The sequence below is a fragment of the Rathayibacter sp. KR2-224 genome (genome assembly GCF_049446075.1).
Classification (GTDB): Bacteria; Actinomycetota; Actinomycetes; order Actinomycetales; family Microbacteriaceae; genus Humibacter.
The window spans coordinates 2,434,883-2,446,880 of sequence record NZ_JBMSEB010000001.1; the positions used below are offsets into that span (position 1 = coordinate 2,434,883).

Below are 11,998 nucleotides of genomic sequence, written 5' to 3' on the forward strand. Positions count from 1 at the left end.
TCATGGCGCGCGTGAAGTCGCGCAAGGCCGAGCCGGCGCGCATCGACGTCGACTGCTGCATCGCCGGTGGCGGCCCGGCCGGCGTCATGCTCGGGATGCTCCTGGCCCGTGCGGGCGTGCAGGTGGCGGTTCTCGAGAAGCACGGCGATTTTCTGCGCGACTTCCGCGGCGACACCATCCACCCGTCCACGCTGCAGGTGCTCGACGAGCTCGGGCTTCGCGACGCGTTCCTCACGCTGCCGCACACCTCGGTCTCCACGCTCGACGCGGTGGTCGACGGAACCCGCCTCACCCCTGTCGACTTCGACAGCCTGGGGGGCCGGAACGACTTTCTCGTGCTCATGCCGCAGTGGGACTTCCTCGGCTTCCTGACCGAGCACGCCGCTGCGTATCCCGGATTCCGCCTCCTGATGAACACGGAGGCCACTGGCCTGCTGACCGAGACCGAGCCCACGAGTGGTGTGGCGCGCGTGTCCGGCGTGCTCGCGACCGGACCCGACGGACCAGTCGAGGTGCACGCAGCACTCACGGTCGCGGCGGACGGGAGGGATTCCGTGCTGCGCGCGGCATCCGGGCTTCCGACCACTGACTTCGGGGCGCCGATCGACGTCGTGTGGTTCCGCCTGCCATACCCTCCGCACCGGCCGCCGGACACTCTCGGCTACATCGACGAGCACCGGCTCGTGCTGACGATTCCGCGCGAGGGCTACTACCAGATGGGCCTCGTCATTCCGAAGGGCGGGTTCGACGGGTTGCGCGAGAAGGGCATCGACTCGGTCCGCCAGGCGCTGCTCGAGACGGCGCCGTTCCTGCGCCCGGTCGTCGGTGAGCTCAAGTCGTTCGCACAGCTCAAGCTGCTGTCGGTGCAGATCGACCGGCTCGAGACGTGGTGGCGTCCTGGGCTGCTGTGCATCGGCGACGCCGCGCACGCCATGTCGCCCGCCTTCGGCGTCGGTGTGAACTTCGCCGTACAGGATGCCGTCGCCACCGCGAACCGGCTCGCGCCGCTGCTGCGCGGGGCCGGCTCGGTGGCCGGTGCACGGGCATCCGACTTGGATGCCGCCTCAGCGTGGGTGCAGCGCAGACGGATGCCTCCGGTGCGCGCCATGCAGGCCGTGCAGCTTGCGGCGCATCGGGTGATCAACGGCGCGGGAGTCGCGGTGCTGCCGTCGCCGTTGCCCGAGCCGCAGCGCATCCTGGTCTCGGCCGTCCTGCCTCTAGTGCGGCGCGTCGCGGCCCGCGTGATCGGCCGCGGGTTCCGTCCGGAGCACGTGTCGCCGCAGGTGCGAGGCGCTACGACGCATCCGTTCGGCGACTCGGCCGACTGAAGACCGCCGGTCAGGTCGTGATCGGGTCGCTCAGGAAGATCAGCACGATGCCCGCGAGCGGCAGGATGCCCTGAATCAACGCCGCGCGGATGTACCGTGCCCCGGTGGTCACCAGCACCACGGCGGCGAGCACCATGCACGTGAGCGTGAAGAACGTGAGCGTCAACCCGATGGCGTGCTGACCTATGCCGTACATGATGATGCCGACAAGAGCACCGATCGCCAGGAACAGGTTGTAGAAGCCCTGGTTGTAGGCCATGGGCTTGGTGATGTCGGCGGATGCCTGATCCTTCACCGCGAATCGCTTCCACACAGCGGGACGAGCCCAGAAGACGCTCTCGAGCGCGAAGATCAGCACGTGCAAGACGGCGGCCAGCGCCACGACGAGGGTCGCGATGACGATCATGGCGCCAGCCTATGGGGTGCCGAGTGCCGCACCGCGAGTGGCGTGCCGCGCGAGGGTGGTGCGGTGAAAACAGCAGTTGTCGGTGAGAACAGCAGAGAACCTGCTGTTCTCAGCGCGAGAGCGCGGACACTGCTGTTTTTGTTGCGGGGATACGGGCGTTGGCGCGCTCGTCTCAGTCAGCTGTATTCGCGGCTGGCGCCGCTCGACAGCCTCCATCGGCTCGGCGAAACGAGCGAGCTCGTTCCCCGCTCGCCTCAGTCAGCTGTGCACGTCGACGACGGTGCGTCCGCGGATCTGACCGGCGAGGATGCGGCCGGCCGCGCCGATGGCGTCCTCGAGACCGATCGTCGTGGTCATGGCGTCGAGCAGGTGCACGTCGAGGTCGCGCGCGAGGCGCAGCCAGGCATCCTGTCTCAGCTTGCGCGGCGCCTCGACCGAGTTGATGCCGGCGAGCGTGACGCCGCGCAGGATGAACGGCATCACGGTGGCTGGCAGGTCGGCCCCGCCCGCGACTCCGCACGCTGCGACGATTCCGCCGTACGACGTCTGCGCCAGCACGTTGGCGAGCGTGACGCCGCCCACCGTGTCGATGGCGCCGGCCCAGCGCGCCTTCTGGAGGGGACGTCCGGGCTCGCTGAAGTCCGCGCGGTTGAGAATGGCGGATGCCCCGAGCTCCCGCAGGTAGTCCGCTTCGCTGTCGCCTCGCCCGGTGGATGCGGTCACCGAGTATCCGAGCTTGGCGAGCACCGCGATCGCGACCGACCCGACTCCGCCCGCGGCTCCCGTGACGAGCACGTCGCCGGAGGATGGCGTCACGCCACCGTGCTCGAGCGCCAGCACGGCCAGCATCGCGGTGAACCCGGCAGTGCCGATGCCTGCCGCGTGGTGCAGCGTGAACTCGTCTGGTACGACGACGAGCGCCTCGCCCCGAACACGCGCGCGCTCGGCGAGTCCGCCGTCGTGCGTTTCGCCGATGCCGTCCCCGTTCAGCACCACGCGGTCCCCCGGCAGGATGCGCGGATCACCGGATGCCCGCACCCGGCCGACGAGATCGATACCCGGGATGATCGGGCTGCGCCGCAGAACGCCTGGGCGTCCGGCGAGAGCGAGGCCGTCCTTGTAGTTGAGCGCCGAGTACGCGACGTCGATCTCCACGTCGGCCGGCTCGAGCACATCGTCATCGAGGGAACGCAACCGCGCATCGTGCGAGACGATCGCGCCGTTCTCGATCTGCTGTTCGACGTAGAGCGCACGGAACGACATGGCCCCACCCTAGGCGCCGGTGGCCAGGGGTGGGAACCCGTTCGGAACGAGCGCTATGCGACCGGCGGCCGCTGGTCGTCCACGGCCGGCGCGACAGGCGATCCTGCAGCGGCAGAGCCGCGGGTGACCCCTCCAGCTGCGAAGTACGCGTTCGCCGCCGGAACGTACATGAGCACGATGGCGATGATCAGAATGACGACCTGTACGACCGATACGCTGGATGAGGAGTTCCATCCGGCCGAGAACCACGGCACGATCGCGCCGATCAGCGACAGGATGCCCAGCACAGCCAGCACCGTGCGCGCCCAGTTGCGCCCGTCGCGCATGCGGTTCACGATGACCAGCTCGACGATCGCGATGATGAACACGAAGATGGCGAAGACGAGCACGACTGCGCCGGCCGCCGCACCGGTGACTCCACCAGCCGCTGCCCCGGCACCGAGCGCGATCACTCCGACGAAGAGCGCGAAGATCGCTCCGATCAACGAGACGATGGCGCCGATCAACCAGATGACGTATGCCGCGGTGACGGCGCCTGGGCGCCTCGCGGGTGCTGCTGTACTCATGTGATTCCCCCTAATGTCGTCCGCCCGTTCCCCCAGGCGGTCGTGCGAGCGACGGACATCCTTCGCCCCGCACATGCACAGCCTAGGCCGCGCCCGTCGAATCCCGACAGGTGGTCGAGTGCAGAAAGGCGGCGGGAACAGCAGGCATCCCGCCGTTCCCGCCGCCCGAATGCGACCCCGCTCGTCAGCTGCGGATGAGGCTGCCTCCTGCGCGCACGCGCGAGACGGCATCCACCGTGGCGGCAAGGATGAGCACGCCGCCGGTGACCGCGTAGTTCACGCCAGCGGGCAGGTTGAGCAGCCCAAGCCCGTTCGTGATGACGGCGATCACCACGGCGCCGATGGCCGCGTGAAGCAGTCGCCCGCGTCCGCCGAACAGGCTCACCCCGCCGACGACCGCGGCTGCCACGCCACTCAGCACGATGGAGACACCGGCTGACGGGTCGACCGATCCCACCTTGGAGATGCTGAACAACTGAGAGACCACCGCGAGAGTCGAGCAGATCACGAACGCGACCCATCGGATCGTGATGACCTTCACGCCCGACCGCCTCGCCGCTTCGGCGTTGCCGCCGACGGCGTAGAGGTAGCGACCGAACTTGGTGCGGTCGAGTACGAACGTGCCGATCCACAGAATCGCCAACGTGATCGGCACCACGATGGGTACGCCTTCGACCTTGATGAATCCGGTGCCGCGGTTCTGGCTCAGCAGGCCGACGACGATGCCGCCGATGACGGCGATGACGGCGACCTTGATCCAGACCAGAAGGATGGGACGGTTCGGAACCCCTGCCCTATCACGACGTGCGCGATCCCAGAACGACGTGCCGAGCGAGATTGCGACCATGATCGCGAGCATCGTCCAGCCGCCCCAGATGGGGAGGTTGTTGTTCATGATCGCGAGGATGCCCGGGTCCTGCACGTTGTACAGGCCGCCGTTGCCGATGATGATCAGCTCGAGGCCCTGGAAGCCCAGGAACAGGCCAAGAGTGACCACGAATGACGGTATGCCCACTCTCGCGACGAAGAACCCGATGAAAGCTCCGGTCGCAAGCCCGATGAGGAACCCGACGAGCAGAGCTACCAGGGTCGGCCACTTGGCGACATCCACCAGCACGATGAACGCACACATGGCGACGCCGCCCGTGACGCCGGCCGAGAGGTCGATCTCGCCGAGAAGGATGACGAACACCAGCGCCATGCCGAGCATGACGAGCGTCGCCGCCTGGGTGAGCAGGTTCGCGAAGTTGCGCTCCGTGAGGAAGTACGGGCTCAGGAACGCGAACAGGATGGCGAGCACGATGAGTCCGCCGATGGCGGGCAGCGCACCCATCTCGCCCCCGCGCAGGCGCTGGAAGTAGGCCCGCACCTGATCGCCGACGCCGCCCTCGACGCCGCTGCCGATGAGGTCGCCCACCAGAGGGTCGGGCAGCGCCTCCGTTGTCTCTGCTTGTGCACTCATGCCGGCTCTCCTGCGTACGTCTTGCTTCCGGTGATATAGCCCACGACGTCGTCGTACGTGGTCTCGGATGTCTTCACCGACGCCACCATGCGGCCGAGGTAGAGCACGCTGATGAAGTCAGCGACTTTGAACACGTCGGCGAGGTTGTGGCTGATGATGATGATCGCGACGTTCTGCTCGGCAAGCCGCTTGACCAGGTTGAGCACCTGCTCGGTCTGAGCGACGCCGAGCGCCGCAGTCGGCTCGTCGAGGATGACGAGCCTTGACTTGTTGATGACGGAGCGCGCGATGGCCACCGTCTGGCGCTGGCCTCCGGAAAGCGACGAGACCTTCTGCCGCACAGACTTCACGGTGCGCACCGAGAGTTGCTGCAGCGCTCGGCTCGTCGCCATTTCCATACTGCCCTCGTCGAAGGTGCCGAACCTGGTCTCTTCGCGGCCGAGGAACATGTTCTGAACGATGTCGAGGTTGTCGGCCAGCGCGAGGTCTTGGTACACGACCTCGATTCCGAGCCGGGATGCCTCGCGCGGGTTGTGCAGGTGCACGACCTCTCCGTCGTATCGCACCTCGCCCGCGTCGTACGGCTGCACGCCGGCAAGGCCTTTGATCAGCGTCGACTTGCCCGCGCCGTTGTCGCCGACGAGTGCGGTGACCTTGCCCGGGTAGGCCTTCAGATCGACGCTTCTGAGAACGTCGACGGGGCCGAAGCTCTTCTTGACTCCCGTCAGCGAGATGAGCGGCTCATCCATGTCGGGTTCCTTTCGTTCGGGTGGAGTCAGGGGATCCCCCGGCGCTGCCGCACGGGGAGAGATGTCTGATGAACCCCATTGGAGCGGGGCACGAGCGGAGGGGCTTCGTGACGGACGCCTGTCCGTGCACGAAGCCCCTCGCTCTCGTTAGCGGCGGACTGCTACTTCACGCCGTACTGCGTGCAGGCTGCCTGCACTGCTGGTGTGCAGATGTCGCTCGCCTTGGCATTGCCGTCGTCGATGACCTTCTGAACGTCCTTCGCCGTGATCAGCTGGGGCGTTTCGGAGATGAACGGAACGCCGTCCACCTTGTTGGTGATCCCGCTCGGCTTCTTACCCTTCAGCAGGGTGATCGCCAGCTGGGATGCCGCCTTCGCCTCGTCCTGATACGGCTTGTAGACCGTCGCGGTCTGCTTGCCGAGCAGCACGTTCTGCAGGCCGGCGGTGGAGGCATCCTGTCCGGAGACGGGAACCTTCAGGCCGTTCTTGTCGAGAACGGAGATGACACCGGATGCGTTGGTGTCGTTGGCGACCCAGACCGCGTCGACCTTGCCGCCGAGCGAGGTCAGCGCCTGCTCGAAGTTGGTCGCCGACTTGTCGGCGTCCCAGATCCCCGGGGGCTCAGCCGCAGGCTTGATCCCGGCTGCCGACATCGCCTTGACCGCTCCGTCGTGGAACATCTTGGCGTTGCCGTCCGTCGGGTCTCCGCCCATGTACACGACGACCGCGGATGCCGGATCCTTGCCTTCTGCCTTCAGGCCGTCGACGATCGACTGGCCCTCCAGCTCGCCGACCTTCGCGTTGTCGAACGACACGTAGTAGTCGGCGCCCTTGATCGGACGGTCGTATGCGATGACGGGGATGCCTTGAGCCTTCGCCTTCTTCGCGACCGTGACGGCTGCGCCGTTGTAGTCGACGAGGAGCATCACACCGCAACCCTTGTTGAGCTGCTGGTCGGCGATGGTGGCGTACTTGCTGGTGTCTCCCTGTGCGTTCTGGATGTCGGCCTGGAAGCCGGCATCGGTGATTGCCTTCTGCAGTGCAGGGCGGTCACCGTTCTCCCAACGGGGGGAAGACACGGCGTCGGGAAGGATCACGCATGCGCGTGTCTTTCCGCCCGCATTGCTGGTGCTGTTGCCGCCACTACCGCTCGAACAGCCGGCCAGCAGCAATGCTGACGCGCTGGCGAGAACGGCGACGGAAATCAGCGTCGATTTCTTCACGTCTCTCTCCTTCGATGAGACTCGGACTACTCCGGGACCGCCGCGTTCAACTTGTGAATGCGGCTGAGGCGATCATGCCCCGTATTGTTCGGCGTCGATACTTTTTCTCAGACACAATCAGATAACGGTTGGGGTAGCGGCACCCGTTCGAGGCACGCAGAGGCTCGAACGGTTCGGATGCCGTCTGCAGCGCATAGCATGAGCCCATGCCGGCGGGGCGAACCGAAGACGGCGTCGCCAGCGTGCGGGCGCCGGAGCCGGTCACGCCGACCGAACCGGCCGCGGTGACGACTCCCGGCGTTGCCGGCATCACGCCAGGGGGAGAGCCGGAGCCGGAGAAGCGGCCGGCCGTGCACATCCGCATGCGGTTCACGCGCGCGATCGACTACGGATACTTCCTCCTCGCCACGCTCGCCGCCATCTGGCTGGCGTGGCTGCTCGCCTCGGAGAGCTTCGGGTGGGGCTGGTGGCTCATCCTCTTCTTCGTGCTGTTCTGGGCGCTGCTGGCGTACCTCGTGCTGCCGCGGTTGCACAGCATCCTTACGCGCATCTACGTGCCGAACTACTTCATCGGCAGGGCAAGGACGAGCGACGGCCTGCTCGGCGATCCCATCAACCTGGCGCTTCTGGGCTCGCAGGCCCAGTTGGAGACCGCCATGGTCGCGGCCGGCTGGACCCGCGCCGACGCCGTGACCGTGCGATCGAGCTGGCGCATCGTGAGCTCGACCCTGCTGCGCCGCAGCTATGACGAAGCTCCCGTGAGCCCTCTGCTGCTGTTCGGCAGGCAGCAGGATCTCGCGTATCAGCAGGAGGTGCTCGGCAACCCGGCGAAGCGCCACCACGTGCGGTTCTGGAAGTGCCCTGAGGGGTGGCGGCTACCCGGAGGCGAGCCGGCCGACTGGCTGGGCGCGGCCACGTTCGACCGACGCGTCGGACTCTCGCTGTTCACGCTGCAGGTCACGCACAAGATCGACGCGAACACCGACATCGAGCGCGACCACGTGGTGAGCACCCTGCAGAAAGCGGATGCCGACGTGCGGCTGGGAGCCATCCGAGACTTCTCCACGGGTTACCACTCGCGCAACGGCGGAGGCGACTCGATCATCACCGACGGCGACCTTCCCGTCGTCGATCTGAGACAGGTCCGATCGCGCCCTGAGTTCGAGAACGAAACGGATGTCGTCGAAGCCGCAGCCGACAAGCGGCCGGTTTCCATCGCACTCGGCTGCGCATTGCTCGCGCTTCGGGCGATCGCCGGAGTGGCCTTCGTGGTGATCACGGCCATCCATTGGACCGCTTACGTGAACTCGCTGTCGATCGACGTGGACGGGGTGCCCTCCGACTTCACGCACACGGTGACGCTCATCATCGCGGGGGCCGCCTTCGGCATCACGATCGCAGGGTTGCTGGTGCAGTTCGCGCTGATCACGCTCATCTTCCGCGGAAGCGACTGGGCGCGCATCCTCTCGATGACGCTCAGCGCCATCGCCGTCATTGCGGCCGCGGTCGATTTCTTCGCGGGCGGCCCGCAGGTGAATCTGCGCGCGAACCTGCTCGGGCTTCCGCTGGACATCCTCGTGCTGCTCGCGCTCTCGTCGGAGCGATCGAGTGCCTGGACGCGACGCATCCGATATCTGCGCATCGAGCGACGCTGGGCGAGGCGACTCATGCGGCTGGCCCACCGCAGGTCGCCGCGGGCCGAGTAGCGGCGATAGTGGCGTACCGAAACCGCTCACCGAACCGAACGGGTTCGGCGGGGGGTCTGGGTTTCGATACGCGGCGCTTCGCGCCGCTACTCAACCGGCGGTTACTAGGGCCTAGCGCGCGACGATGGTCCAGCCGGCGGTCGTCGACTCGTCCGGCTGCAGCACGATGAGGTCGGTGCCGGAGTTGAACGCATCCGGCGGGCACGTCATCGGCTCGACCGCGAGGCCACGGCGGCTGGTGGCCGGGTCCGGCTGATCGGCCGTGTGCACCTGCACCCACGGGCATGCGGCATCCCACCGCATGGCGACGCCGTTGCCGTCGGGCGCGGTGAGCTCGACGGATGCCACGCCGTCGGCATCCCTTGTCAGGCCCGTGAACGCGTGGTCGATGAACACGTCGCCGATGGTGCGGGGTGTGCGGAAGTCGAAGGCCGCACCCTGCTCGGTGGCGACATCCGCCAACCCGACGGGGGCGAGCCGGTCGGGCGTGACGGTGAGCACCTGGTCGGCCGGTAGAGCGAGCATCCAGTCGTCGACGCGGCCCTGGCCTGCGACGAGGTAGGGGTGCGGACCGGTGCCGAAGGGTGCGGCGTCCGCTCCCGTGTTGCGTGCGGTGACTGCCGAGTACAGGCCGTCGTCGCCGAGCCGGAAGACCACTGTCACATCGAGACGATGCGGATATCCCTGCTGGGCCTGGATGGTCGTTGCCAGCTCCACGAAGTCGTCGCCGCGGTCGCGCACCTCGTAGTCGAGCCATGCGCCGAGTCCGTGCAGCGCGTTGCGCAGGTGCGGTTCGGTCAGGGCCAGCTGCTGCTCGACGCCTTCGAAGCTGTAGCGGCCGTCGACAACCCGGTTGGGCCACGGCACCAGCGTTGCGCCGCGGAACGCGGGCCGCACTTCGTCGGCGTCGAACGGCACGACGAGGTCTCGCCCATCGTGGGTCAACGAGCGCAGCGAAGCGGCGACGCTGGCGATGGAAGCGCGGTACGGGCCGTGCTCGAGGTCGATGGACGTTCCGGAGAGGGGGATGCTCACGCCTCCATTCTGCCGAACGGGCGGGCCGTGCCCGACGCGTGTGTGGTGGGATCGATACGACGACAGGAGACGGCATGCCCAAGCAGTGGCAACTGCACGAACGCACGCACCTCGGGCTGATGCTCGCGCTCACGTTCTCGACCGGCGTTGTGGATGCCGTCGGCTACCTCGGTCTCGACCGCGTCTTCACGGGCAACATGACGGGCAATGTCGTCATTCTGGGCATGGCCCTGCTCGGAGGCGACAACCTTCCGATCATCGGTCCGGTCATCGCCCTCGTGTGCTTCATGGCGGGAGCCGCAGCTGGCGGTCGCGTGCTGCGCACCGTGGATGTCGGCTGGACACGGCTCTCCACGACCATGTTCAGCGGAGTCGGCGTGCTGTTGCTGGCTGCCGCAGTCGTGCTGTTCAGCGTGGGCAGGCATCCGGGTGACGCTGTGCAGTGGACCGTGACGGGGATGCTCGGCCTCGCCATGGGCGCGCAAGCCGCAACCGCGAGGCACATCGCGGTGAAGGACGTGACGACGGTCGTCGTGACCTCGACGCTCGCGGGTCTCGCCGCCGATTCCGTATTCGGTGCGAGCAAGGGGCAGCCATGGCCGAGGCGAGCCGGCGCCGTCGCGCTCATCGGGCTGGGCGCGATGCTGGGGGCGGCGGCAGTGCACGTCGAGCCGGCGATCGGACTGTTGGTGTCCGCACTGATCGTGCTCGTCGTCGCGGCATGGGGGCACGTGGCGACCAGCGGTCCGCTGCGACAGATCGTGGCGGAGTCGTAGGAGTGCGCGCGAACGAACGTGCTCCCGAGGGGTGGGCTGTGCGTGCTCGGCAGCGGCGTCGGCTGTCCCAGGGCATTCTGACGGTCGCAGTGGTCGCCGCTTGCATCGCGGGAACGGGTGCTATCGGTGTTCCGGCCGGATTCGCGTCGACGTCGTCGAAGGACCCGCACGCGTTGGGCACCTCGACGAAGCTCTTCGTGCGGGTGCCCGACCACGGCTCGGCCGAACAAGGAGTCCAGCTGCTCAGACGCGGGTGGGAGTCGGATGCCGCGGCGCTGGCGAGGGTGGATCTGACACCTCAGGCGGTGTGGCTCACCGGCGGAACGGCGACGCAAGTGCGCACTGCCGTCGAGAAGACGATGGCCGCTGCGGCTACCGAGCGGAGGACGCCCGTGTTCGTCGCATACGACATACCCGGGCGCGACTGTGGCGACTACTCGGCCGGCGGCGCACTGAACACCGCCGACTACGAAGCGTGGATAGACGGCGTCGCCGCGGGCATCGGAAGCGCGAAGGCGGCGGTGCTGGTCGAGCCGGACAGCCTCGGGATGCTGCCTGGCACCGATTGCGGCCACGGGCACGGAGCCAGCAGGGCCGGGCATCCCTTCACCGACGTCGAGCGGTACAGCCAGCTGAACTATGCAGTGCATGTTCTCGAGGCGAAGCCGCACACGAGCGTGTACCTGGACGGCACGAACAGCGCGTGGATGGGCGTCTCGGGCATCGCCAAGCGCCTCATCCACGCGGGAGTGAACGAGGCCCAGGGCTTCTTCCTCAATGTGTCGAATTACCAGTACTCGGAGAACAACACCCGGTTCGGCACCTGGGTCTCGGAGTGCATCGCCTTGCTCGGTCGCGACTCCAGTGCGAGCTGCCCCGGCCAGTACCCGAACGACGGTTCCGACCGCACGAGGAGTGAAGCCCTGGTCGGGGCACCGCAGCGCGGCGCGCTCGACGACTACCGGCCGTGGAAAGACGGCGCCACCGGCCTCGCGCTCGATCCGCGCACGATCGACGATCAGTACGCGTCGGCTCTGCGTCGCGCAGGGGTTTCAGCGACCGCTCACTTCGTCATCGACACGAGCCGGGCCGGGGCGGGCCCGAATCCCATGAAGAGCTATCTTCGTGCACCCTACAAGCAGCCGGCAGCCAACGTGCCCAAACTCGAGAGCGGCAACTGGTGCAACTCGCCCGGCGCCGGGCTGGGGCGCACTCCGACCACGAACACGGGTGTTCCGCTCGTCGACGCGTACCTGTGGGTGAAGACGCCCGGCGAATCCGACGGGCAGTGCAACGCCGCCGGTGCGGGACGGGTGTGGAACTACGCCGCGTACTCGAAGCCGGGCTGGCCTAAGAGTGTGCCGGGGAAGGCATCCTTCGATCCGCTGTGGGGCCAGGTGGACCCGGCGGCAGGCGCGTGGTTCCCTGCGCAGATGCTCGACCTGATCCACCACGCGAATCCCGCCATCGGCTGAGGCTTTTTC

11 protein-coding genes are annotated in these 11,998 nt (G+C 67.4%); 4 read left to right on the top strand and 7 right to left on the bottom strand.

The genetic code is table 11. The features are described from left to right. The first annotated feature begins 2 nt into the window (after positions 1-2). Positions 3-1,328: an FAD-dependent oxidoreductase gene (locus ACO2Q7_RS11190; RefSeq protein WP_423355678.1), complete on the top strand. Its 1,326-nt coding sequence runs from the start codon at positions 3-5 to the stop codon at positions 1,326-1,328. A 10-nt stretch (positions 1,329-1,338) separates the two neighbouring features. On the opposite strand, the gene ACO2Q7_RS11195 is transcribed toward ACO2Q7_RS11190, so the two are convergent. The 6 genes from ACO2Q7_RS11195 to ACO2Q7_RS11220 form a co-directional block, all read right to left on the bottom strand. Beyond that, complete coding sequence (locus tag ACO2Q7_RS11195) at positions 1,339-1,734, bottom strand: DUF1304 domain-containing protein (protein WP_423355679.1); 396 nt, start codon at positions 1,732-1,734, stop codon at positions 1,339-1,341. Positions 1,735-1,992: 258 nt separating this feature from the next. Then, positions 1,993-2,997, bottom strand: a complete 1,005-nt coding sequence (locus tag ACO2Q7_RS11200) for an MDR family oxidoreductase (RefSeq protein WP_423355680.1) — start codon at positions 2,995-2,997, stop codon at positions 1,993-1,995. A gap of 53 nt (positions 2,998-3,050) precedes the next feature. After that, on the bottom strand, positions 3,051-3,563 hold the full coding sequence (locus ACO2Q7_RS11205; protein ID WP_423355681.1) for a hypothetical protein: 513 nt from the start codon (positions 3,561-3,563) through the stop codon (positions 3,051-3,053). A gap of 184 nt (positions 3,564-3,747) precedes the next feature. Beyond that, a complete protein-coding gene (locus tag ACO2Q7_RS11210) occupies positions 3,748-5,025 on the bottom strand; it encodes a sugar ABC transporter permease (protein ID WP_423355682.1) in 1,278 nt (425 codons plus the stop codon). Beyond that, complete coding sequence (locus tag ACO2Q7_RS11215) at positions 5,022-5,774, bottom strand: ATP-binding cassette domain-containing protein (RefSeq protein ID WP_423355683.1); 753 nt, start codon at positions 5,772-5,774, stop codon at positions 5,022-5,024. The genes ACO2Q7_RS11210 and ACO2Q7_RS11215 overlap by 4 nt, the downstream gene beginning before the upstream one ends. 161 nt (positions 5,775-5,935) lie before the next feature. Continuing rightward, the gene (locus ACO2Q7_RS11220; protein ID WP_423355684.1) at positions 5,936-6,997 is read right to left on the bottom strand and encodes a sugar ABC transporter substrate-binding protein; all 1,062 of its coding nucleotides are present in this window, start codon (positions 6,995-6,997) and stop codon (positions 5,936-5,938) included. Positions 6,998-7,203: 206 nt separating this feature from the next. Here ACO2Q7_RS11220 and ACO2Q7_RS11225 point away from each other — a divergent pair, with 206 nt between their 5' ends. Further along, positions 7,204-8,703 (top strand): LssY C-terminal domain-containing protein, encoded by a 1,500-nt coding sequence (locus ACO2Q7_RS11225; protein WP_423355685.1) that lies wholly within the window; start codon positions 7,204-7,206, stop codon positions 8,701-8,703. Positions 8,704-8,814: 111 nt separating this feature from the next. On the opposite strand, the gene ACO2Q7_RS11230 is transcribed toward ACO2Q7_RS11225, so the two are convergent. Beyond that, complete coding sequence (locus ACO2Q7_RS11230) at positions 8,815-9,738, bottom strand: aldose 1-epimerase family protein (protein ID WP_423355686.1); 924 nt, start codon at positions 9,736-9,738, stop codon at positions 8,815-8,817. Positions 9,739-9,812: 74 nt separating this feature from the next. Between ACO2Q7_RS11230 and ACO2Q7_RS11235 the strand changes: the two genes are divergently transcribed. Together ACO2Q7_RS11235 and ACO2Q7_RS11240 are read left to right on the top strand one after the other, a co-directional pair. Next, positions 9,813-10,514 carry a YoaK family protein gene (locus ACO2Q7_RS11235; RefSeq protein ID WP_423355687.1) on the top strand — a complete coding sequence of 234 codons (702 nt, stop codon included), beginning with the start codon at positions 9,813-9,815 and terminating at the stop codon, positions 10,512-10,514. A gap of 2 nt (positions 10,515-10,516) precedes the next feature. Next, complete coding sequence (locus ACO2Q7_RS11240) at positions 10,517-11,989, top strand: glycoside hydrolase family 6 protein (protein WP_423355688.1); 1,473 nt, start codon at positions 10,517-10,519, stop codon at positions 11,987-11,989. Positions 11,990-11,998: the final 9 nt, after the last annotated feature.